At 67.6% G+C, this 22110-nt stretch carries 23 protein-coding genes and 1 tRNA gene; 9 read left to right on the forward strand and 15 right to left on the reverse strand.

Annotated elements, in window-relative coordinates; genetic code table 11:
- The first annotated feature begins 67 nt into the window (after window positions 1–67).
- From ESP70_RS01230 to ESP70_RS01240, 3 genes are all read left to right on the forward strand, one after another.
- Window positions 68–826, forward strand: coding sequence for a glycerophosphodiester phosphodiesterase family protein (locus tag ESP70_RS01230; RefSeq protein WP_149687570.1), 759 nt, complete (start codon window positions 68–70; stop codon window positions 824–826).
- Entirely contained in the window at window positions 823–2178 is a 1356-nt protein-coding gene (locus tag ESP70_RS01235; protein ID WP_149687571.1) for an MFS transporter, read from the forward strand. The genes ESP70_RS01230 and ESP70_RS01235 overlap by 4 nt, the downstream gene beginning before the upstream one ends.
- An 89-nt stretch (window positions 2179–2267) precedes the next feature.
- Window positions 2268–2672 (forward strand): RNA polymerase-binding protein RbpA, encoded by a 405-nt coding sequence (locus tag ESP70_RS01240; protein ID WP_056213854.1) that lies wholly within the window; start codon window positions 2268–2270, stop codon window positions 2670–2672.
- 130 nt (window positions 2673–2802) lie between these two features.
- Here ESP70_RS01240 and ESP70_RS01245 read toward each other — a convergent pair whose 3' ends face one another.
- Window positions 2803–3459, reverse strand: a complete 657-nt coding sequence (locus tag ESP70_RS01245; RefSeq protein ID WP_149687572.1) for a TetR/AcrR family transcriptional regulator — start codon at window positions 3457–3459, stop codon at window positions 2803–2805.
- Window positions 3460–3519: 60 nt separating this feature from the next.
- Between ESP70_RS01245 and ESP70_RS01250 the strand changes: the two genes are divergently transcribed.
- Window positions 3520–4335, forward strand: a complete 816-nt coding sequence (locus ESP70_RS01250; protein WP_149687573.1) for a class I SAM-dependent methyltransferase — start codon at window positions 3520–3522, stop codon at window positions 4333–4335.
- Between the two features lie 179 nt (window positions 4336–4514).
- Here the strand turns inward: ESP70_RS01250 and ESP70_RS01255 are convergent, their stop codons facing one another.
- The 3 genes from ESP70_RS01255 to ESP70_RS01265 form a co-directional block, all read right to left on the reverse strand.
- Window positions 4515–4718: a hypothetical protein gene (locus ESP70_RS01255; RefSeq protein WP_149687574.1), complete on the reverse strand. Its 204-nt coding sequence runs from the start codon at window positions 4716–4718 to the stop codon at window positions 4515–4517.
- 312 nt (window positions 4719–5030) lie between these two features.
- Window positions 5031–5591: a dihydrofolate reductase family protein gene (locus ESP70_RS01260; protein WP_149687575.1), complete on the reverse strand. Its 561-nt coding sequence runs from the start codon at window positions 5589–5591 to the stop codon at window positions 5031–5033.
- A gap of 159 nt (window positions 5592–5750) precedes the next feature.
- Window positions 5751–6239, reverse strand: coding sequence for a GNAT family N-acetyltransferase (locus ESP70_RS01265; RefSeq protein ID WP_149687576.1), 489 nt, complete (start codon window positions 6237–6239; stop codon window positions 5751–5753).
- Here ESP70_RS01265 and ESP70_RS19930 point away from each other — a divergent pair.
- Together ESP70_RS19930 and ESP70_RS01270 are read left to right on the forward strand one after the other, a co-directional pair.
- The gene (locus ESP70_RS19930; RefSeq protein ID WP_188110535.1) at window positions 6159–6377 is read left to right on the forward strand and encodes a hypothetical protein; all 219 of its coding nucleotides are present in this window, start codon (window positions 6159–6161) and stop codon (window positions 6375–6377) included. The two genes, ESP70_RS01265 and ESP70_RS19930, sit on opposite strands and share 81 nt — an antisense overlap.
- A tRNA-Gly gene (locus tag ESP70_RS01270) sits at window positions 6363–6436 on the forward strand. The genes ESP70_RS19930 and ESP70_RS01270 overlap by 15 nt, the downstream gene beginning before the upstream one ends.
- A 65-nt stretch (window positions 6437–6501) precedes the next feature.
- On the opposite strand, the gene ESP70_RS01275 is transcribed toward ESP70_RS01270, so the two are convergent.
- The 3 genes from ESP70_RS01275 to ESP70_RS01285 all read right to left on the reverse strand — a co-directional run bounded on the left by ESP70_RS01275 (window position 6502) and on the right by ESP70_RS01285 (window position 9913).
- Window positions 6502–7248 carry a polyprenol monophosphomannose synthase gene (locus ESP70_RS01275; RefSeq protein ID WP_149687577.1) on the reverse strand — a complete coding sequence of 249 codons (747 nt, stop codon included), beginning with the start codon at window positions 7246–7248 and terminating at the stop codon, window positions 6502–6504.
- Window positions 7245–8717: an apolipoprotein N-acyltransferase gene (gene lnt / locus ESP70_RS01280; RefSeq protein ID WP_149687578.1), complete on the reverse strand. Its 1473-nt coding sequence runs from the start codon at window positions 8715–8717 to the stop codon at window positions 7245–7247. Before lnt ends, ESP70_RS01275 begins: the two co-directional genes overlap by 4 nt.
- A gap of 116 nt (window positions 8718–8833) precedes the next feature.
- A complete protein-coding gene (locus ESP70_RS01285; protein WP_149687579.1) occupies window positions 8834–9913 on the reverse strand; it encodes a M24 family metallopeptidase in 1080 nt (359 codons plus the stop codon).
- A gap of 117 nt (window positions 9914–10030) precedes the next feature.
- Between ESP70_RS01285 and ESP70_RS01290 the strand changes: the two genes are divergently transcribed.
- From ESP70_RS01290 to ESP70_RS01300, 3 genes are all read left to right on the forward strand, one after another.
- Window positions 10031–11569 (forward strand): M28 family peptidase, encoded by a 1539-nt coding sequence (locus tag ESP70_RS01290; protein WP_149687580.1) that lies wholly within the window; start codon window positions 10031–10033, stop codon window positions 11567–11569.
- Between the two features lie 128 nt (window positions 11570–11697).
- Window positions 11698–12102 carry a PLD nuclease N-terminal domain-containing protein gene (locus ESP70_RS01295; RefSeq protein ID WP_149688519.1) on the forward strand — a complete coding sequence of 135 codons (405 nt, stop codon included), beginning with the start codon at window positions 11698–11700 and terminating at the stop codon, window positions 12100–12102.
- Between the two features lie 27 nt (window positions 12103–12129).
- Entirely contained in the window at window positions 12130–13035 is a 906-nt protein-coding gene (locus tag ESP70_RS01300) for a 5'-3' exonuclease (protein ID WP_188110430.1), read from the forward strand.
- A 20-nt stretch (window positions 13036–13055) separates the two neighbouring features.
- Here ESP70_RS01300 and ESP70_RS01305 read toward each other — a convergent pair whose 3' ends face one another.
- From ESP70_RS01305 to pafA, 8 genes are all read right to left on the reverse strand, one after another.
- On the reverse strand, window positions 13056–15782 hold the full coding sequence (locus ESP70_RS01305) for a DEAD/DEAH box helicase (protein WP_149687581.1): 2727 nt from the start codon (window positions 15780–15782) through the stop codon (window positions 13056–13058).
- Window positions 15783–15817: 35 nt separating this feature from the next.
- Complete coding sequence (locus ESP70_RS01310) at window positions 15818–16696, reverse strand: diacylglycerol kinase (RefSeq protein ID WP_149687582.1); 879 nt, start codon at window positions 16694–16696, stop codon at window positions 15818–15820.
- A 16-nt stretch (window positions 16697–16712) separates the two neighbouring features.
- On the reverse strand, window positions 16713–17498 hold the full coding sequence (tatC, locus tag ESP70_RS01315; protein WP_149687583.1) for a twin-arginine translocase subunit TatC: 786 nt from the start codon (window positions 17496–17498) through the stop codon (window positions 16713–16715).
- Between the two features lie 45 nt (window positions 17499–17543).
- Complete coding sequence (tatA, locus tag ESP70_RS01320; RefSeq protein WP_056213825.1) at window positions 17544–17771, reverse strand: twin-arginine translocase TatA/TatE family subunit; 228 nt, start codon at window positions 17769–17771, stop codon at window positions 17544–17546.
- Between the two features lie 21 nt (window positions 17772–17792).
- Window positions 17793–18749 carry a helix-turn-helix transcriptional regulator gene (locus ESP70_RS01325; RefSeq protein WP_149687584.1) on the reverse strand — a complete coding sequence of 319 codons (957 nt, stop codon included), beginning with the start codon at window positions 18747–18749 and terminating at the stop codon, window positions 17793–17795.
- Entirely contained in the window at window positions 18746–19717 is a 972-nt protein-coding gene (locus ESP70_RS01330) for a helix-turn-helix transcriptional regulator (RefSeq protein ID WP_149687585.1), read from the reverse strand. The genes ESP70_RS01325 and ESP70_RS01330 overlap by 4 nt, the downstream gene beginning before the upstream one ends.
- A gap of 12 nt (window positions 19718–19729) precedes the next feature.
- On the reverse strand, window positions 19730–20653 hold the full coding sequence (locus ESP70_RS01335; RefSeq protein ID WP_149687586.1) for an FKBP-type peptidyl-prolyl cis-trans isomerase: 924 nt from the start codon (window positions 20651–20653) through the stop codon (window positions 19730–19732).
- 69 nt (window positions 20654–20722) lie between these two features.
- The gene (gene pafA / locus ESP70_RS01340) at window positions 20723–22084 is read right to left on the reverse strand and encodes a Pup--protein ligase (RefSeq protein ID WP_149687587.1); all 1362 of its coding nucleotides are present in this window, start codon (window positions 22082–22084) and stop codon (window positions 20723–20725) included.
- Window positions 22085–22110: the final 26 nt, after the last annotated feature.

Genomic DNA, 22110 nt, shown 5'->3' on the forward strand with positions numbered 1-22110 from the left:
TTGGCTCATGCCTCGACGCGCGGGAGCGGTCGATGCGGGTGGCCCCGGGAGGGCTTAGTTTGAGCGCGTGACCGGTTTCCTCGACGCCCCTCCTCTGGCGTTCGCGCACCGCGGCGGCGCCGGGACTGCGGGCAACGTGGGCATCGAGAACTCCCTCGCCGCATTCGCCCACGCGTACGACTTGGGCTACCGCTATCTCGAGACCGACGTCCGCATGTCCTCCGACGGGGTCGTGTACGCGATCCACGACGCTGCGCTCGATCGGCTGACCGGCAGCGCCGATCCGGTGGCCACGCTCACTGCGGAGGCGCTCGACCTGCAGCGGCTCGACGAGCGCGAGCCGTTCGCCCGCCTCGAGGCGCTCTACGAGGCGTTCCCCGATGCCCGGCTCAACATCGACGTGAAGTCCGACGACGCCGTGGAGGCAACCTGCGCGATCGTCGAGGCCCAAGGCGCCGTCGACCGTACGTGCCTGTCGTCGTTCTCCCACTCCCGGCTGGCGCGCATCCGCCGGCGCCTGCCGCGCGTGGCCACCTCCGCTTCCAGGCGTGAGGTCGCCGCCCTCAAGCTGCTCCCCCGCTGGTTGCTCAGGCCCAAGGCCGCGTGCCTTCAAGTGCCGGCGTCATTTCGCGGGCTCCGGGTCATCACGCCACGACTGGTCCGCAAGGCTCACGCGCTCGGTCTGCAGGTCCACGCCTGGACGATCGACGACGCCGACGAGATGCGCGCCCTGCTGGACCTCGGCGTCGACGGCATCATCACCGACCGCACCGACGTCCTCAAGGACGTACTGACCGCCCGAGGCACGTGGAGGGACCCGTCATGACCAAGGTCAAGGCCAATCCGGAGCAGAGGGCGTGGTTCTTCTACGACTGGGCCAACTCGGCGTACATCACGACGATCGGCACGGTGCTCTACGCTCCCTATTTGACGAGCGTGGCCGAGCGGGCCGCCTGCGGGTTCGTCGGCGATGACGACCGCAAGTGCGTCGAGCACCTCTCGGTGCTCGGGCTGTCGGTGTCGGCCGGTTCGTTGGTGTTCTACGTCGTCACGCTGGCGACCGTCATCTCGGCGTTCGTGCTGCCGATCGTCGGTGCGATCGCCGACCGCGTGGAGTCCAAGAAGACCCTGATGGCCGGTCTCGCCTGGTCGGGTGCGGCGGTCGCCGCGCTGATGTTCTTCGTCACCGGCACGAACTGGCAGCTCGGGGCCGGCCTGCTCGTCGTGGCCAACCTCTTCTACGCCTCGTCGATCGTGGTCTACGACGCGATCCTGATCGAGATCGCCGAGCCCGACGAACGCGATCGGATCTCGTCACGCGGCTGGGCGCTGGGATATCTCGGCGGCGGCCTCTTGCTGGCGGTCAACCTCGCGCTCGTCACGGTCAAGCCGTTCGGCCTGTCGACGGAGATGGCGGTGCGCATCAGCCTGCTGTCCGCCGCGATCTGGTGGGCGTACTTCACGCTGATCCCCTATCGCGGCATCAAGGACCGGGCGCCTCGCGGCGTGGTCCCCGTGGAGGGCACGTCGTTGATGCAGCGCAGCTTCGGCCAGCTCTTCCGTACGCTGCGCGAGCTCCGCAACTATCCGCAGACGCTGCTGTTTCTCGTGGCCTACCTGTTCTACAACGACGGCATCCAGACCGTGATCTACTCGGCGTCGGTCTATGGGGACAAGCAGCTGGGGTTCGAGACCAGCACCCTCATCGCGACGATCCTGATCGTGCAGTTCGTCGGCGTGGTCGGCGCGCTCGTGTTCGGCCGGCTCGCCGCGCGCATCGGCAGCCATCGCACGATCCTGTACGGCCTCGGCGTCTGGATCCTCGTCGTCTGCTTCGGTTACTTCCTGCCGGCTGAGCAGATCGTCCCGTTCCTGGTGCTCGCGGTGGCGATCGGACTCGTCCTGGGCGGCACGCAGGCACTGTCGCGTGCGTTCTTCTCCCAGCTCATCCCGCGTGGCCGTGAGGCGGAGTACTTCAGCCTCTATCAGGCGTGCGAACGCGGCACCAGCTGGCTCGGCACGCTCGTCTTCGGCGTCGTACATCAGCTGACCGACTCCTACCGGCCGGCGATCCTGGCCCTCATCATCTTCTTCGTCGTCGGTGGCGCACTCCTGTGGAAGCTCGACGCGCGACAAGGCATCGTCGAGGCCGGAAATCAGGCTCCCGCAATCGTGTGACCCCGCTGACGAGTACACCTTCGCGTTTAGGGGAATCTCATGTGCGTCATTTACGTTGTAAGAGGTAAGCAACACGAGAGGGGACGCACATGGCTGAACGTGCATTGCGAGGTGCTCGGCTCGGGACACAGAGCTTCGAGGACGAGCGCGGCGTGGAAATGGCTCCCCGTCAGCAGGTCGAGTACGTATGCCCCGACGGGCACACGTTCACGGTGACGATGGCGGACGAGGCGGAGATCCCGTTCGAGTGGGAAGACCCCAAGACCGGACAGATCGGTCAGCTCGCCAACGGAGTCAAGCCTGAGGGCAAGGCCGAGAAGCCGATCCGCACACACTGGGACATGCTGCTCGAGCGTCGCTCCGAGGCCGAGCTCGAGGAGATCCTCACTGAGCGGCTCGAGCTGCTCCGTGGTGGGGAGATCGGTCCGCCGCATCTCCACCGGCCCGCCAAGAAGAGTGCCGCGAAGAAGAGCACCACCAAGAAGAGCGCCTGAGACTCACGTCTCCGGCACGACCAAGGACCCCGGCTCCGGCCGGGGTCTTTCTCGTCCCCCGCTGGCCCGCCTTTCCAACTCGTCGCGGTGACAAGCAGCAACAGCTCCATCCGCAAGATCGGTGGGCCGACTACCCCCGGGGCTGGACCGGGTCCTGCACGAGCAGGTTGACCCACGTCCGGCCCAACCAGTCGGCGTACTGCTCGTCGCTCCAGCCGCGCTCGACCACCAGCTGGTGCCAAAGGTGCCCGTCGGTCATCGCCCAGATCAGGTCGCGGCACTCCTCCTCAGTGACCTTGAGCTGCCCGGTTGCCGCGGCTTCGCGCGCCATCACGGTCAGTCCCGCCAGGCGCTGTCCGTCCATCTCGGCCGCCATCTGGGCGGCGCTTGCCTCACTGGCAGCGGCGCCAAGCACCGACCTGACGAACGGCGTCATCCGACGTGCGGTCGCCGTGGAGAACCTCGCGTGCATCATGAACCGTGCGGCCAGGTCGGGCTCGGCCCGTATCGCCATCACCTCGGGCCGTTCGTGGAAGACGACCTCCTCGTCGTCACCGCCGACAGTCACGTCCCAGGTGCGGTGCAGCAGGGTCGGCTTGTTCTTGAAGGTGGCATAGATCGTCTCGGACGAGACACCCGCGCGCTCAGCGACCTGCGCGATGGTGGTGCGCCCGTATCCCTGCTCGACGAACAGGTCGTGCGCTGCGCGCAATATCGCGCGCTGGGTCTCGCGAGCCTGGGCTCGACGTCGGGTCGCGTCGTAGGGCCTCTTGACAGATTCATTCATTAGATACACCATCGCTGTATTGAACGTAGTAACACCACATCGAAAGTGTAGGTGATTGACATGACGGCATCCGACTGGTCCAGCGTGGCGGCTTCTTGGGAGGCCCACTCCGCAGGCATCGAGGAGACCAGCGCGACCGTGACCAGGGCCCTGCTCGCCGCCGCCGCGATCGCGCCGGGCGAGAACGTGCTTGAGCTCAGCGCGGGCACAGGGCACCTCGGCGCCCACTTGGCCGACCTGGTCGGGCCGGAGGGGTCGCTGGTCGCCAGCGATGTCGCGCCGGCGTTCGTTCGGGTGCTGGAGCAACGGCTCACGGACGTGCCCAATGCCAGCGTGGCGACCATCGATGCCGCCGCGATCGCAGGGCCACCCGCGGCCTACGACGTGGTGGTGTGCCGGATGGGCCTGATGTTCGTCCCGGAGCCGGTCGAAGCGCTGCGCGAGATCCGCCGCGTCCTGCGGCCCGGTGGCCGGCTCGCGGCAGCGGTCTGGGGCACACCCGACAACAACCCGTGGATGGTCAGTGTCGGGTTCGCCACGATGATGACCGGCCTGCTCAACGGACCCATGCCGACCGAGCCCGGCGGCCCCTTCTCACTCGGGGACCCCGACCAGCTCGAGAAGCTCGCTCGCGAGGCCGGGTTCGGCGACGTCTCGGTCGAGGTCGTCTCCTACAGCCGCCGGTACGCTTCCGCGGACGAGTTGTTCGACATGGTCCGCGTGCTTGCGCCCCCGATCGCGGCCGCCCTCAAGAGCGCCTCGCCCCAGCAGCTTGCTTCCGCCCGTACGACGGCGGCGGACTTCATCGCCCAGTACCGCCGCGACGACGGCTCGTACGACCTCCCGGCCAGCGCACTGGTGCTACTGGCCTCCTGATCGCCAGCCAACCATCACGCGAGCTTCAGGAGGTGGTCGGACGGGACGTAGTCGATCTTCCAATCTGCGAAGCAGCCCAAGACGCCGTCCACCGCTGTCACGTACCCGACCGCGAGTTTGAACGCCTCACCGGCATACGGGCACGCGCGCTCCTCAAGCTCAGCTTCCTCGGCGCCGGGTCAGGCGAATATCACGAAAAGGAAGAACTCCAGGAGGATCAGGCCACCCAGGATTGTGCCGACCAAGGCTCGTCCGGCTGGCCTCCCGCGCCCATCCATGAGACCCACCACGACGGCCGCGAGAGCCAGCAGGCCCATCACGATCCAGATCCAGCCGTTTGAGTCGTCGTCGCCGCTGATGAACATGCCGACGACATTGGCCACGACTGCGGCGCTCCCCAGGCCGAGGGCCAGCTGCGCTCTCGACGGTGTTGTGTCAGTGCGATGTGCGTCTGCCACGGTCCGCTCCGATTCTCGAAGGTGCCCCGCCTCGACGGTACGCTCGCCGGCGTCACGGCAGCAATAGTCACAAACGCACACGCCCGGCGACACCATGCGCAATCGCGACCAGCGAGTCTGTCCGCTGCGCGAGCGCAGTCTGGCTGACGACAATGCAGCCAAGCGCCCATCGCGGAGCGCCGCTCATGCCGGGCGTGGTGCACCCTTCGGGTCGGCAGGCATGCGTGACGCACCAGCTCAGTGGCGGACGCCGTACCGGATGTGGGTCGCCTCGGGGGTGTCGATCACGTGGCGGATCTCGAGCTCGATGAGCCCGGGCAAGACGTCGAAGAGGCGGCGACCTTCGCCCAGGAGGACCGGGATCTGGTGGATCTGGATCTCGTCGAGAACACCGGCCTCGAGGGCTCGCTGTGCGACGTTGGCGCCGCGGACCTGGACATTCTTGTCGGCGGCGGCAGCCTTCGCCTGTGCCATGGCGCTCTCGATGCCATCGGAGACGTAGGTGACCAAGGGGTAGCCCCAGCGGGCAGCCGGAGGGGGCGGGCGATGGCTGGGCACGAAGATGGGAAGCCCGCCGTGTGAACCACCCCAGTGGTCCATGAGTTCGGCAGTCCGGCGGCCGGCGAGGATCGCTCCAGCTGCATTCCACTCGTCCTCGAACTGCTTCACCGGTCGTGACGGATCCTGCGACTCGGCCCACGCGTGGAGCCGCTCGCCATCCTCACCACCAAGGTAGTCGTGGGCATCGGCGACAAAGCCGTCCAGCGAGACCGACATATCAAGCACCGAGAGTGACATGATTCCTCCTTGATTCGCTTCTGACTGGCGCGACCGTGATGGGCGCCTCTGCCAAGACCACGAAAGGGCGAGGCCCGATTCGACACCTCGACCAGCAAAAGAACTGATTTCTCCTGATATTCACTCTCGGCCTGGCTTCAGGCAGGGGTTCTGCGGACCCTAGACGCTCAGCACGTAGATGAGTTCCTCGATGCCGTCGTCGGACGCCGGCGCGTTCGCCTCCTGCGAGTGATCGCGGCGAAACCCGCACTTCTCGAGGACACGGATCGAACCGACGTTGTGCGCCACGACGTGGGCGCACAACGGTCGGACTGACACTTCGTCCAGCATCAGGGCGAGTGCCTGTGTCGCGATCCCGCGGCCCCAGAACTCGCGTCCGATCCAGTAGCCGAGCAGCTGCTGACCGTTGTCTGGCCAGCTGCCGATGTTGCCCGCCACCACGCCGTCGGCGACGATCGTCCGCGTCCAGAGGGTGTCGTCTCTGCGGAGCTTCGCCCAGTGCGCTGCGACCTGCTCCCTGTCGCGGGCAGGAAACGCTGCCATCTCGACCGCTTGGGGATCCGCCTGGTGGTCGAAGAAGACCTCGATGTCCCCGTCTTCGACGGTCCGGAGACGAACCGCGGGCCGTACGTCGTGGACTTCGGTCATCTCCAGTCACTCCTCGCCTCGATGGTCCCAACCATCCCACCGTCCGCCGACACCCTGCCGCCTGAAGAGTCCTCGAGGTGGTTCATACTTACGAACTGGTCGGTCTCGACAGAGGCTGGCTTCGCGGACGTGGTGTAGTTGCAGCACGCTTCCCTTCCAGGGAATGGGTCGAGGTTCAAATCCTCGCGTCCGCTCCACATTCCTCGGTCGGAGTCCAGCCACCGAAGCCTCCTCGCGCTGACCCATCGGCCAAGCCCAAGACTCAGCGAGGGGAAGACCTCCGCAGCCGCGCCGGCTTCGAGAGCAGCCGCTGGACGCCCCACACCGTCACACGCCAGAGCGCTTCGCGGACGATCCCACCGCTCATCTTGGACTCGCCCCGCTCACGCTCGACGAACGTGATGGGCACCTCGACGATCGTCATGCCGGTCGCCAGCACGCGGCGCGCCATGTCGATCTGGAAGCAATAGCCTTGCGAGGCCACTTCGTCGAGCGGCAGCTTCTCGAGCGTCTGCCGGCGGAAGGCGCGGTATCCCCCGGTGGCGTCCTTGACCGGGATGCCGAGCATCAATCGGGCATAGAACGTGCCGCCGCGGGAGATGAACCGCCGGTGCCAGGGCCAGTTGACGACTCCCCCGCCGTCGACCCACCGCGAGCCGAGCACCAGGTCGGCGCCCGCGTCGCTCGCGGCTAGCAGCTTGCCGAGGTCCTCGGGACGATGCGAGCCGTCGGCGTCCATCTCGACCAGCACGTCATAGTCGCGCTCGATGCCCCAGGCGAAACCGGCCCGGTATGCCGATCCGAGTCCTTGCTTGCCGCTGCGATGCATCACGTTGACGCGCGGATCGCTGGAGGCCAATGCATCGGCGATCTCGCCGGTGCCGTCGGGCGAGCCGTCGTCGGCGATCAACACGTCGACGCCGGGCTGCGCGAGGTGCAGCTGCTCGACGATCCAGGCGACGTTGTCGGCCTCGTTGTAGGTCGGGATGACGACCAGAGTGCGCGTCATGCCCGCGCCTCGGTGGATTCGCTCACGCCTTCAGGTGTCCTTCGTCGAGTGCCGAACCACCATGCTCCCAGACCCAGGACGACCAGTACGTACTCCAGCGGTGCGCCGATGATCAGTGCCGGAGTCTTGCCGGACGCGAGAGTGACCTTGGCGCTCAGGAACGCCGGCTCGTGCATCGGCGCACGCTCGACGCTGTGCCCGTGCGGGTCGACGACGCCGCTGATGCCGTTGGTCGACGGCACGACGACCCAGCGGCCGGTCTCGATCGCACGGAGGCGCGAGATGTCCCACTGCTGCTCGGGCTGCGAGGTGTTGGTGAACGCGGCGTTGCTGGTCTGGACGACGATCATCTGCGCCCCACCGTCGACCGCTCGACGTGTGACGCTGTCGTACGCGATGTCGTAGCAGATCGTGTCGCCGATCAACGTGTCGCCGATGCGCAGCGCACCGGGCTCGTGGCCGGCCAGCATGTCGCGCGGGATGTCCCGGGCGAGGCGGTTGACGAAGAAGCCCGCCTCCTTGCGCCACGGGACGTACTCGCCGAACGGCACCGGCTTCAGCTTGACGTAGCGCTCCCCCGGCCCGTTCGCCGTCCAGACCACGCCCTGGTTGTACGCCGTGGTGGCGGTCGGCCCGTCGAAGATGCCGCCGACGAGGATCGGCGCCTTCAGGCGAGCCGAGAGCGCCTGGATCTGGTCGCGGACGGACTCGTTGTAGTACGGGTCGACATCCGTCGCGTTCTCGGGCCAGAGCACCATGTCGGGCTGCGGCACCTTGCCGGCCTCGATCTGCTCGGCGAGCTTGGTCGTCTCCTCGACGTGCAGGGTGAAGATCTCGCCGAGCGGCCAGGTCAGGAACACGCCGGGCACGTTGCCCTGCACCAGGGCGACCTGCCGCGTGCCGTCGGCGCCGGCGATGCCGGTCGGCAGGATCGCTCCGACGCCAGCGAACGCCACGACGCCGGCGACGGAGACGGCCCGTGAACGCCACGCGGCGGAGGTGACCAGCACGACCAGCAGGCTGGCGACGAGCATCAGCACCGCGCTCAGGCCCGGCATGGCGACCAGCCGGGCGTACGCCTCGAAGGGCGTGTCGATCGAGGTGTGCGCCAGCCGGCCCCACGGGAACCCGGTGAACGGGAAGCGGCCTCGAGCCCACTCGCCCAGCACCCATACGGCGGCGCACCACAGCGGCCACCAGCGCAACCGCGCCGCAGCCCGGAGGGCCAGCATGATCGGCAGGTAGAACAGGGTCTCGGCGAGCACCAGTCCGACGTACGCACCATGGCTGACCGCGTTCATCCACCAGATCAGCGGCCCCATGAACGACACGCCGTAGAGCGCGCCGGTGACCATGACCGTACGTTTGCGGGCGTCCCTCAGCGCGTGCGCCAGCCACATCAGTCCGGCCATCGCCACGACCATGGCGAACGGCAGGTTGACCGGGTCGAAGTTGAACGAGGACAACACGCCCAGGGCGATGGCCGCGGGCCAAGCGACCCGACCGCCGACAGCTGGCGTCAGTGCCCTCGAGCCGGGTGCCGAAGCGCTGGCAACGAGAAGCCGCGGCAGCACCCAGCTCGGCGTCACAGGACGACGAGCCCGCGCGGCGTGTTGTTGAGCACCTCGAGTCCGTCGGCGGTGCACACGGCGATGTCCTCGATGCGGGCGCCGAAGCGGCCGTCGAAGTAGATCCCGGGCTCGATCGAGAACGCCATGCCTTCCTCGAGCACCAGATCGTTGCCCTCGACGATGTAGGGCTCCTCGTGCGTCTCCTGCCCGATGCCGTGCCCGGTGCGGTGGATGAACAGGTCGCCATAGCCTGCGTCGGCGATCACGGCGCGACCGACCGCGTCAATGGACTCTGCGGTGACGCCTGGACCGGCGTGCTCGCGTTGTATCCGCTGAGCCGCCTCGAGCACCGCGTACGCCTCGGCGTACGCGGCCGGGGCCGTGCCACCGGCGAGGTAGTTGCGCGTCGAGTCGGAGCAGTAGCCGGCCGGAGTGGTGCCGCCGATGTCGATGACGACGGGATCGCCGTGCTCGATGACGCGGTCGGAGACCTCGTGGTGCGGCGACGCCCCGTTGGGCCCGGAGCCGACGATGACGAAGTCGACGGTCTCGTGGCCCTCGTCGAGGATCGCGCGGGCGATGTCGGCGCCGACCTCACGCTCGGTGCGGCCGGGGCGCAGCCACTCGCCCATGCGGGAGTGCACCCGGTCGATCGCCAGGCCGGCCTCGCGCAGCGCGTCGACCTCGTCGGCATCCTTGCGGATGCGCAGCTGCTGGACGAGCTCACCGCCGAGCACCTGTCGCGCCTGCGGGAACGTCTCGCGGAACGCGAAGACCCGCGAGGCCCACATGTGGTCGTCAACGCTGATCGTGGCGGCATCGCCGACCAGCGTGGCGACCAGTGCGTACGGGTCATCGGTCTCGTTCCACGACTCGATGTGCATGTCGACACCCGAGGCGATGGCCGCAGGCTTCTCGAGGGTCGGGACGACGAGGGTCGGGTCACCGTCGGCCGGCAGGACCAGGCACGTGAGCCGCTCGAGGGGCAGTGCGACGTAGCCGGTCAGGTAGCGAAGATCCGCTCCCGGCGTGATGAGGAGGGCGTCGATGCCCTGCGAAGCGGCCAGTTGTTGTGCCTTGCGCCATCTGCTCACGAGAAGACGATACCTGCGGTGCCCTCGGGCATAGTCCGTGCACGCCGCAACCACACGTGACAGCCCTCATGACCCGACCTACTGTGAGGAAACCAACTCACGATCGGGGGATCACAGATGCGCAGACTCCTGCCATCCATCGCTGCCGTCACCATGACGGCCAGCCTTCTCGTCGCGGGTCCGGCCACGGCCACAAGCCATACGCCGAAACCTGTCGACACCAGCAAGCTCACCAAGGCCGTCACGGTCAACGGCATCGTCCAGCACCTGCGCCAGCTGCAGGTCATCGCCAACCGCAACGAGGGCACGCGAGCGTCCGGACTGCCCGGCCACACCGAGTCGGCCGACTACGTCTCCAAGAAGCTCAAGCAGGCCGGCTACACGGTGAAGCGGCAGAAGTTCACCTTCCCGTTCACCCGGGAGCTGGAGCCCGCGACGCTGACCCAGCTGACCCCGACCGAGCGCGAGGTCGAAACGCACACGATGGACTACTCCGGAACGGGCGACGTGACCGGGCCGGTCATCCCGACCAACGACGTCATGATTCCGCCCGCGGCCGAGCCGAGCAGCACGTCGGGCTGCGAGGCCTCGGACTTCGCCCCCGCCCCCGCTGAGCCGGCGATCGCTCTGATCCAGCGCGGTACGTGCACGTTCGGGGAGAAGGCCGTCAACGCGGCGGCGGCCGGCTATGACGCCGTCATCATGTTCAACGAGGGACAGCCGGGGCGCGACGAGCTGCTCACCGGCACGCTGGGTGACCCGATCGACATCCCGGTCGTCGGCGTCTCCTACGAGGACGGCGCAGCGCTCGCTGAGGACGGGGTCACGGCGAGGGTGACGACCAGGACCGAGACCGACCTCAACCGCGAGACCGAGAACGTCATCGCCGACCTGCCGGCGAAGGAGCTCAAGAAGACCAACGCCGACCAGGTCGTCGTCGTGGGCGCTCACCTCGACAGCGTCGCTGCAGGGCCCGGCATCAACGACAACGGCTCCGGCTCGGCGGCGATCCTCGAGATCGCCGAGCAGATGTCGGCGCTCAAGCTGACCAAGAAGCTCGAACGCCCGGTGCGGTTCGCGTTCTGGGGTGCTGAGGAGGCCGGCCTGCTCGGCTCCGAGCACTACGTCACCTCGCTGTCGGACACCGAGCTGTCGAAGATCTACGCCAACCTCAACTTCGACATGCTCGGTTCGCCCAACTACGTCCGCTTCGTCTATGACGGTGACGGATCCGCCGGGGGCGACGCCGGGCCGGCCGGTTCGGATGCGATCGAGGACGTCTTCACCGACTACTTCGGCGCGAAGAACCTGGCATCCGAGCCGACGGACTTCGACGGCCGGTCCGACTACGGACCGTTCATCGATGCCGGCATCCCGGCCGGTGGCCTGTTCAGTGGCGCCGAGGGCGTCAAGACGCCTGAGGAGGCCGCCGTCTACGGCGGCACGGCCGGTGAGCCGTACGACGCGTGCTATCACGCGGCGTGCGACGACATCTCCAACCTCAACACGACCGCGTTGCAAGAGCTCGGCGATGCCGCGGCGCATGCGACAGCCGTGTTGACGATGTCGAAGACGGGCCTGTTCCCCGACGGCAGCCTCAAGGGCAAGGCAGGCAAGTCCAGGGCCTCGGCCAAGGAGCCGCAGCTCGTACGCTGACCGGCTCGGCGGATCGGCGCCATCACCTGACCGGGTGGTGGCGCCGATCTCTGCATTCCACCCCAACGCGCGAGCTCTGGCTGCCATGATGTGGCGAGCGCTGAATGGGAGGAGACGCCGTGCTGCTGATGGACGGAGTGTTGGGACTGGTCGTCCTGGGCCTGTGGATCTTCTGCCTGCTCGATGTCATCTCGACCGATGAGTACGCGTGCCGCAACCTGAGCAAGATCTGGTGGCTCATCCTCGTGCTCTTCTTCCCCCTCATCGGCTCGATCGCGTGGCTCGTGGCCGGTCGGCCCGAGGCGAACCCGACGGCGTCGATGCCCTACAAGGGCAATCAGGGTCATCCGTCATTCCCCGAGTACGACCGTCCCGGGCGCGCCGTCGCGGCGAACCCCGAGGACGACGAGGCGTTCCTGCGCGGGCTGCGCGAGCGCGCCGAGGAGCAGCGTCGGACGTACCGGGAGAAGCAGCGCGAGATCACCGAGCGGCAGCGACGCGAGCTCGAAGAGGGCGACAGCACCGCCGGCTGAGCGACACGTCGCACTAGGCTCGGCTGCATGGCACACGGTCGACTGCTGCTCCTCGACAGCGCGAGTCTGTACTTCCGGGCGTTCTTCGGCGTCCCCGACTCCTTGAAGTCCCCGGACGGGACCGTCGTCAACGCCCTGCGCGGCATCCTCGACTTCACCTCGACGCTGACGACGAAGTACCAGCCTGAGGCGATCGTCGCCTGCTGGGACGACGACTGGCGGCCGCAATGGCGGGTCGACCTCATCCCGTCCTACAAGACGCAGCGCCTCGACGTCGAAGGCGGCGAGGCCGACACGACCGGCGGCCTGCTGGGTCCCCAGGTCCCGCTGATCGCCGAGGCGTTCGCGCTGCTGGGCATCCCTGTCGTCGGCGCACCCGACGCCGAGGCCGACGACATCATCGGCACGTTCGCCTCGACGTGGGACGGACCCGTCGACATCGTGACCGGCGACCGCGACCTGTTCCAGCTCGTCGACGACGACCGTGACGTACGCGTGCTCTACGTCGCTCGTGGGGTCTCCAACCACGACATCGTCGACAACGCCTGGATCCGGGCCAAGTACGGCATCGACGCGTCGCAGTACGTCGACTTCGCGGTCATGCGGGGTGACGCGTCCGACGGCCTCCCGGGCGTCGCCGGCATCGGCGACAAGACCGCGGCAGTGCTGCTCAAGGAGTTCGGCGACATCGATGGCATCCTTGCCGCGGCGCAGGACCGGTGGTCGTCGATCAAGCCCCGCGTACGCCAGTCGCTGCTCGACTCGGGCGACTACATCGCCGCCGCACGTACGGTCGTGGCGGTCAAGCGCGATGCCTGCGACTTCGAGGTGCTGACGGCGCCCGTGCAGGAAGAGGCGTTCCGGGAGTTCGGCGAGACGTGGGGTCTCGGTGGCGCCACCGACCGAGCCCTGACCGCCCTGCTCGCTGATTGAGATCCCTGCTGACCGAATGGCTAGCTCGTGACGCTGGTGTAGGCGACGACGCCGCGGCGGAGCAGGTCGAGCGACTCGCGGGCGGTGTCCCGCAGCGGGCCGGGTCCGGCGGCGTCGGCGATCTGCGCCACGACGTCGATCAGCTGCTTCATCGCGCGCACGAAGTCACCCGCCGCGAGGTCCATCTGGCCCAGCACGTCGTCGAGCGATGCGCCCATGCTCCACTGCCACACCGCGTGCGCGAACCCGAAGTCGGGCTGGTGCAGGAACCTCACCCGGTGCTCCCGCTCGAGCTGCTGCAGCTCGGTGCAGAGGTTGGTCATGGTGTCTGCGACCGTGCGCACGGCCTCGGTCGGATAGCGCGGCGTCGGCGCCTCATCGGCGTTGCGCGACTCGTAGGTCAGGCCGCTCACGACCGCGGCGAACTCAGCCGCTTCGAGGCCGTTCCACACGTTCCCGCGCAGGCACTCGCTGACGAGCAGGTCGAGCTCGCTGTAGAGGCGCTGCAGGCGTTTGCCGTCGTCAGTGACCTGGTCGCCATCGAGGTAGCCGAGCACGTCGAGCACCTCGCAGACCCGGTCGAACTGTCGCGCGACGGTGTTGGTGCGGGACTCGATGCGGCCGCGCTGGTTGGACGTGTCGCGCTCGAGCTTGAAGTAGCGCTCGGCCCAACGGGCGTGCTTCTCGCGGTCGGGACAGCTGTGGCACGGGTGGTTGCGCAGCTTGTCGCGGATCGCGGCGATGCGTGGGTCCTCGCGCGAGATGTTCTCGCGGTAGGGCTTGTCCTGCCGCCAGGCGACGCCCTCGGCGCGGTTGCGCAGCTGCGACGCCAGGTCTCGGCGTGACTGCGGATTGCGGGCGTTGAAGGACTTGGGGATGCGCATCGTCGTGATGGGCGCGACCGGAGTGTTGAAGTCGACCATCGCGAGCCGGCGCGCGTGCCGGTTGGCGGTCAGCACCATCGGCCGCGGCCCGTCGGTGTCGGTCGTACGACCCGGATCGAGCACCACCGCGATGCCGGCCCATCGGCCGACCGGCACGTTGATGACATCGCCGGGCTTGAGCTTCACGAGGGACTCCATGACGTCCTGGCGGTCGGCGGCCCGACGCGCCTTGGAGCCTGACGCCTCGATGTCGCTGAGCTCGCGGCGCAGTGCTGCGTACTCCATGAAGTCGCCCTTGTCGCACTCGACCTGCTCGCGATAGCCCTCGAGCGCCTCGTCGGCCCGTCGGATCTGCGTGGCGAGCCCGACGACTGCCCGGTCGGCCTGGAACTGCGCGAACGACTGCTCCAGCAGCTCGCGGGCGATCGTGCGGCCGACCTGTCCGACGAGGTTGACCGCCATGTTGTAGGACGGCTGGAACGACGAGTTGAGCGGGTACGTTCGTGTGCTGGCGAGCCCGGCGACCTGCTTGGGGTCGAGCCCCGGTTGCCAGAGCACGACGCCGTGCCCCTCGACGTCGATGCCACGGCGACCGGCGCGACCGGTCAGCTGGGTGTACTCCCCCGGCGTGATGTTGGCGTGCGTCTCGCCGTTCCACTTCGACAGCTTCTCGATCACGACCGAGCGGGCCGGCATGTTGATGCCGAGCGCCAGCGTCTCGGTGGCGAAGATGATCTTGACCAGGCCGTCGCTGAACAGCAGCTCGACGCACTCCTTGAACGTCGGCAGCATGCCGGCGTGGTGCGAGGCGATGCCGCGCACCAGCGCGTCACGGAACTCGTAGTAGCCCAGCACGTGCAGGTCGTCCTCGGGCAGGTGCGCGCACGTGGCGTCGACGAGGGCGCCGATCTCGGCCTGCTCCTCAGGTGTCGTGAGGGTCAGCCGAGCGTCGAGGCACTGCTTGACCGCCGCGTCGCAGCCGACGCGGCTGAAGATGAAGCAGATCGCCGGCAGGAGCCCCTCGGCATCGAGCCGCTCGACGACCTCGACCCGGCTCGCCGTCCGATGTCGGCTGCGTGGCCGCTTGCCGCCCTTGCCCGGCCGCCCCTTGTGCATACGGGTGAACTGCCAGTCGTCGCGGGCGATGCGGGTCAGCGCCTGGTTGACCTCGACGCCCTCGTCATCGGCGCTGGACTCGAACAGCGGGAACATCTTGCGGCCGACGAGCACGTGCTGGTGCAGCGGCACGGGGCGCCGCTCCTCGACGATCGTCACGGTGTCGCCGCGGACCTCGGTGAGCCAGTCGCCGAACTCCTCGGCGTTGGAGACCGTCGCCGACAGCGAGATGACCGAAACGGACTCCGGCAGGTGGATGATGACTTCCTCCCACACGGCGCCACGCATGCGGTCGGCGAGGTAGTGCACCTCGTCCATCACGACGTAGCCGAGCGTGTCGAGCGTGCGCGATCCGGCATAGAGCATGTTGCGCAGCACCTCGGTCGTCATCACGACGACGGGTGCCTCACCGTTGATCGTGTTGTCGCCGGTCAGCAGACCAACGTTCTCAGCACCGTGACGGGCGACGAGGTCGGCGTACTTCTGGTTGGACAACGCCTTGATCGGCGTCGTGTAGAAGCACTTGCGACCGGTCTCGAGGGCCACGTGCACCGCGAACTCGCCGACGATCGTCTTGCCCGATCCGGTCGGCGCCGCGACCAGCACCCCGTGCCCGTCCTCGACCACCTTGCACGCCTCGACCTGGAAGTCGTCGAGGTCGAACGCGTAGTGACCGCGGAAGGCGGCCAAGTGGGGATAGGCCCGGGCGGCGCGGGAATGGGCGTACTTCTCGGCCGGGGAGGTCATATGTCCAGACTACGCGGGGCGGGGTGATCCATCGGTCACGGCGCGGGCGGAGCGAAGACGCGCAACGCACGGGGTTGCACGGTCGTCGTCATGGGCAGCGGGCCCAGGCGTTCGCCGTCGCCGTACGCCACGATGCCGGGCGACGAGAGCGTCACCTCGCGGACCAGATGACGCTCGAACTCGGGCATCGTGACGTGCGTGCCCTTGTAGAGCTTGGGGAACACCCGGATGAGCTTGGACTTGCTGACCGGGTTGATGACCACGACGTCGAGCAGGCCGTCGTCCATCGAGGCACCCTCGCAGATGCGGATGCCGCCGCCGAACGACGGGCCGTTGCCGACCGCGACGAGCATCGCCTCGCGCTCGATCGTGCGGCCGTCGAGCGTCAGGGTGAACGCCAGCGGCTCGAACTTGCGCAGCTCCGCGAGGATCGCGAGGTTGTATCGCATGTTGCCGCGCGGCCAGGTCATGGCGTTGGCGCGCTCGTTGACCTTGGAGTCGAAGCCCGACGCGATCACCGTGGCGACGTACGCCTCGCCGGTGCGGGCCAGATCGACCGTACGGACGTGCCCGGCGACGATCAGGTCGACCGCCGCATCGACGTCCTTGACCGGGATGCCCAGCGACCGGGCGGTGTCGTTGCCCGTGCCCGCGGGGATCAGGCCGAAGGCGAGGTCGGAGTCGGCGACATGGTCGAGCACCCCGTGCAGGGCCCCGTCTCCCCCGACGACGATCACCCCGTCAAGACCGCTGTCGATCGCCTGTTTGAGCTGGTCACGGGCGGTTGACGCGTCCTCGCCCTGGATGCGGGTCGTCACGTGTCCTGCGTGCCCCAGGCGTTCTGCCGCCTGCGCCGCGATGGCCTCCCCGCGGCGCTTGCCGGAGGTCGGGTTGACGACGAGCGCGTAGTGCATGCGAGAAGCGTAGAGGCTAGTCCTCGTCGAGCGAGGACACTTGGTCGTCGGCGAGCTCATCCGGGGCCGCCTTGGCCCGCTTGCGATCCGTCAGCTTCGCGATGACCTCGGAGATGAGATAGAGAACCGTCATCGGCGCCGCGAGGAACAGCATCGTCAGTGGATCGGTGCTGGGGGTGGCGACTGCCGCGAAGATGAAGATCCCGATGATCGTCCACGGCCGTGCCCGCGCGAGCTGTCGCGCGCTGACCAGCCCCAGCCGGTTGAGCATGACCACGACGAGCGGGATCTCGGCGGCTACGCCGAAGACCAGCACGGTGCGGATGACGAAGTTGAGATAGTCCTCGAGCGACAGCAGCACGTCGACCGACTCCGGCGCGAAGCTGATGAGCACCTGGATGCCCTTGGGCAGCACGAGGTAGCCGACCGCGACGCCACCGGCGAACAGCGGTGCGCCGGTGGCTGTCAGCAGGAAGGCCCAGCGCTTCTCGTTGCGGTGCAGCGCGGGAAGGATGAATCCCCAGATCTGCCAGATCCACACCGGGCTGGAGATCACGAGCCCGATGCTCAGGGCCAGCTTGAGCCGGAAGCTGAACGCGCTGCCCACTCCCCCGTTCAGGACGAGGTCAGCCTGGAATCCTTTGCGTTCGAGGAGCGGCTTGATGCCGTCGACGTACGGCTGCTTGAGGAAGTCGAAAGCCTGCGGATAGATGATCCAGCCGACGATCGTGCCCACCACGATGGCGAGCACGCCAATGACCAGTCGCCGACGCAGCTCGCGGAGATGGCCGACCAGCGGCATGGTGCCACCGGGTGGAGTGGCACTGCCGCGCCGAAGCGCCAAGCGTCAGGCCTGTTCGGGCTTCTTGTCCGGCTCGACAGCCTGCACGGTCTCGAGCGACGCCGGCTTGACCTCGTCGTCATCGTCGTCGTGCAGCGCCTTGACCTCGGTCTTGAAGATGCGGAGCGCCTTGCCGGAACCGCGGGCGAGCTCGGGGAGCTTCTTGCCGCCGAACAGCAGCAGCACGACTCCGAGCACGACGAGGATCTCAGTGGGGCCGATCTGGCGGAACATGGCTACTCCTTGGGGGACGGTTCACTCATCATCATACGCGCGTAGTGCGCGTAAAGCGTGACTGGACACTTCATTGGCCAATTCTTGGGGTTCGATGACCGTCACGGATCCGGCGTTGCGGAGCACCAGGCGCCGCAGCCAGGCCCAGTCGGCGCCGTAGAGCTTGGCGCGCCAGACGTTGTCGTCGCTCTGCTCGAGCAGGTCGACCTGGTAGTACTCCGTCAGCCAGTGCGCTCGCGGATGCAGGTCGACCAACGCGTACGGGGTTGCCTCGCCGACCGTGAAGATGCCGTCGGAGAGGTCGCGCTCCTGGACGTCGTGGTCCTCGGCGTCGACCTCGGTGACCTGCGCATCGATGACGCGGTCGAGCCGGAAGAACCGCAGGTCCTCGGCCCGGAGGCACCACGCCTCGAGGTAGAGCTTGCCCTGCTCGGTGAACAGGCGGCGTGGGTCGACGGCGCGTACGGACTGCTCGTCCCGCGCGACCGTCGCATAGGTCAGCTGCAGGCGCTTGCCGTTGGCCAGGGCGTGCACGATCGACGAGTGGATCGCGGGATCGACCTGGTCGACGACGACGTCCACGGGCGCAGCGGCACTGTCGCCGACCGCGCTCTCGAGCTTGGCCAGCGCGCTGTCGATCACCGTGAGCTCCGAGCCGCTCGCGGAGGCGCGCAGCGTGCGAAGCGCGACGATCAGCGCCACCCCCTCACGCGCACTGATGCGCAGCGGACGCGTCATGAACTCGGCGTCGCGGATGTGGACGACGCCGTCCTCCTCCAAGGCCGTGAGGTCGAAGTCGATGAGCTCGCCGGCGTACTCCCCCGTGCCGGTGTACATCAGCAGACGGAGGTCATCGCGGATGACCCGAGGGCTGACGCCGAACTCGGCGGCGACCTCGTTGACGGGGATGCCGTCGTTGCCCTGCAGATAGGGCACCAGCGCCAGCATCCGTACGACTTGCTGCCTGGAACGGCTCACGTGGGAGCCCCCAGGCTGCCGTGCGCCGCTGCCTTGAGCCGCTCGATCACGGCTTCGCGTACGTCCGGGGGTGACAGCACGACCACGTCAGGGCCGTAGGACGCCACCTCGGAAGCGAGCTCCCAGCGCGATGAGTAGCGGATCTCCACCTCGTCGAGGTCGTCGCTCAACGGCGTGACCTTCTCGGCGAGCCGACGGAGCGACTGCCCGCGGCCGGCGCGGATGCGCAGCACCGCCGCGATGTCGGACGCCGGCGGGAACAGCTCACGGGCGATGTCCTTCATGTCGACGTCCTCAGGTACCTCGTAGGACCCGGGCGCACCGATCGTCTCGACCTCGCCGACGACGCGCGAGAGCCGGAAGATGCGGACCTCCTCGCGATCGAGGTCGAATCCCCCGACATACCAGCGGTCGTGCCACGAGATGATGCCCCAAGGGCAGAGGTGGCGCTCCATCGGCTCGCGGCCGGGTCGCGCATACACGAACGAGACCGGGATGCGTCGCGTGACGGCCTCCCACATGCTGTCGAACGACGGCTCGTCGGTCGACAGCTTGGGCTCGGCCATGCGCAGCACACTCGTGTCGACGTCGACACCGATGGCCTTGAGCTTGACCAGAGCCGTCGTCGACTCGCTTGCGAGGCCGGCGTGCTCCCAGACCTGCGTCGCGAGCCCGATCACCGCCGCCTCCTCGCGCGTCAGCTCGAGATCGGGCAGCTCGGCCTCGTCCCTGCGGATGCGATAACCGGGCTCGTCGTTGAAGTACTTGTCGTTCTGGCCCATCTCGACGGTGATGCCGAGCTCGCGCAGCTCCTCCTTGTCGCGCTCGAACTTGCGGTCGAACGCCTGGGGCGTCGAGTCGCGGTAGTCGGCGATCGACTCGCGGATCTGGTCCTTCGTGAGGTACTGGCGACTGACCAGCAACGCGAAGATGAGGTTCATCAACCTCTCGGTCTTGCGTTCGGCCATGTCAGGAGGATGTCAGGAAGCGTCGAGCAAGTCGACCGCGAAGATCAGCGTGTCGCCCTTGCCGATCTTGCTGTTGGCCGGCGGCTTGTCACCATAGGCGGTGTCGGACGGGCAGACGATGACGACCCGGCTGCCGACGTTCTGGCCGATGAGCGTGTCATTCCAGCACTTGATGAGGCCCTCGCCACCGATCTGGAAGGACGCGGGCTGCTTGGACCACGACTCGTCGAACACGGTTCCGGTCGGGTAGACCTGACCGACGTACTGGACCGTGAGGGTCTGGCCCGACTTGACCTTGGCGCCCTTGCCCTGGATCACGACGTCAGCGCTCTCCTTGGTCTTCTTCTTGTCCATCGTCTTGGTCTTGACGAAGCTGACGGGGTGCTTGTCGGCATCGAGCTTGAGCGCCGGCAGGTCAGAAGGCAGCTTCTTGCTCGTGCCGGTGACCTCGGTGGGCACCTTGGCGACGATGTCGAAGAGGAACACCATCGTGTCGCTCTTCTTGATGTTGTAGGAGGGCTGGCCCGCGTCGCCGAAGCCGTCCTTGGGCGGGATCGCCACGAGGATGCGGCTGCCGACCTTCTGGCCCACGAGTCCCTTGACGAACCCGGGCAGCACACCGCCGTCGGAGACGGTGAACGTGACGGGCTTCCCGCTGGCGTAGGTGCTGTCGAACTGCTTGCCGGTCGTGCCGTTGACGCCCGCGAGGCTGATCTTCAGCGAGTCGCCGGAGACCACCTTGTCGCCGCCGCCCTCCTTGAGCACCTTGGTCGTCGTCTTCTTGACCTTGAAGCCCTTGTCCACCGTGAGCTTGGGGGTCTTGGCCGAGCTGACCTTGATGTCGTCGAGACCTCCGCCGCCGGAGTCGCTGCTACCACCGCATCCAGCGAGAACGAGGCTGGAGGCAACAACAGCTGCCAGGAGAATTCGACGCACGGGAACGACCTTCGCGGTGGGAAAACAGATCGTCGGCCATCCTAACGACAGCGGACAAGCCGTCCGTCGTCACATCCCGTCGATCAGCCGCTGCACTCGCTCGTCGTGCGACCTGAAGGGGTCCTTGCACAACACGGTGCGTTGCGCCTGGTCGTTGAGCTTGAGATGGACCCAGTCGACCGTGAAGTCACGACGGCGTTCCTGGGCCCTCTTGATGAAGTCGCCGCGCAGGCGCGCCCGGGTGGTCTGGGGCGGTATGGACTTGGCGGCGAACACGTCGAGGTCGTTCGTGACGCGGGCGACGGCGCCCTTCTTCTCGAGCAGATAGAAGATGCCGCGGTCGCGCCGGATGTCGTGATAGGCGAGGTCGAGCTGGGCGATGCGTGGATCACCCCAGCTGAGCCCGTGGACGTTGCGGTAGCGGTCGAGCAGCTTGTACTTGATGACCCAGTCGATCTCGCGCTCGACGAGCGACAGGTCCTCGGACTCGACGGCCTTGAGCGTACGCTCCCAGAGATCGAGGGCCCGGGTGATCGTCGGCGTGTGCAGGCCGTGCTTGTCGACGAACTCGGCGGCCTTGCCGAAGTATTCGGCCTGGATCTCCAGCGCCGACAGCTCGCGGCCGTTGGCCAGCTGCACCTTGCGCCGGCCCGTCATGTCGTGGGCGATCTCACGGATGGCGCGGATCGGGTTGTCGAGCGTCATGTCGCGCATCGACACGCCGCCCTCGATCATCCGAAGCACCAGATCGGTCGTCGCGACCTTGAGCAACGTCGTGGTCTCGCTCATGTTGGAGTCGCCGACGATGACGTGCAGGCGGCGGAAGCGCTCGGCGTCGGCGTGCGGCTCGTCGCGGGTGTTGATGATGGGCCGTGACCGGGTCGTGGCGCTCGACACGCCCTCCCAGATGTGCTCGGCGCGCTGGCTGACCGAGAAGATCGTGCCGCGCGGCGTCTGCTGGATCTTGCCGGCCCCGCAGATGATCTGGCGCGACACCAGGAACGGGATCAGGACGTCGGCCAGGCGGCTGAACTCACCCTGCCGGCTGACGAGGTAGTTCTCGTGGCAGCCGTAGGAGTTGCCGGCCGAGTCGGTGTTGTTCTTGAACAGGTAGATGTCGCCCTCGACGCCGTCATCGGCGAGCCGCTTCTGGGCGTCGATCATGAGGCCCTCGAGGATGCGCTCCCCTGCCCGGTCGTGCGTCACCAGGTCGACGAGATCGTCGCACTCGGGCGTCGCGTACTCCGGGTGGCTGCCGACGTCGAGGTAGAGACGGGCGCCGTTGCGCAGGAAGACGTTGCTGCTGCGGCCCCACGAGACGACGCGGCGGAACAGGTAGCGAGCGACCTCGTCGGGCGACAGCCGGCGCTGGCCCTTGAACGAGCACGTGACGCCGTACTCGTTCTCGATACCGAAGATCCGCCGGTCCATGACGTCAGCCTAGTCGCGCGCGCCAG

It is taken from the genome of Aeromicrobium ginsengisoli (assembly GCF_004134905.2).
Taxonomy (GTDB): domain Bacteria; phylum Actinomycetota; class Actinomycetes; order Propionibacteriales; family Nocardioidaceae; genus Aeromicrobium; species Aeromicrobium ginsengisoli.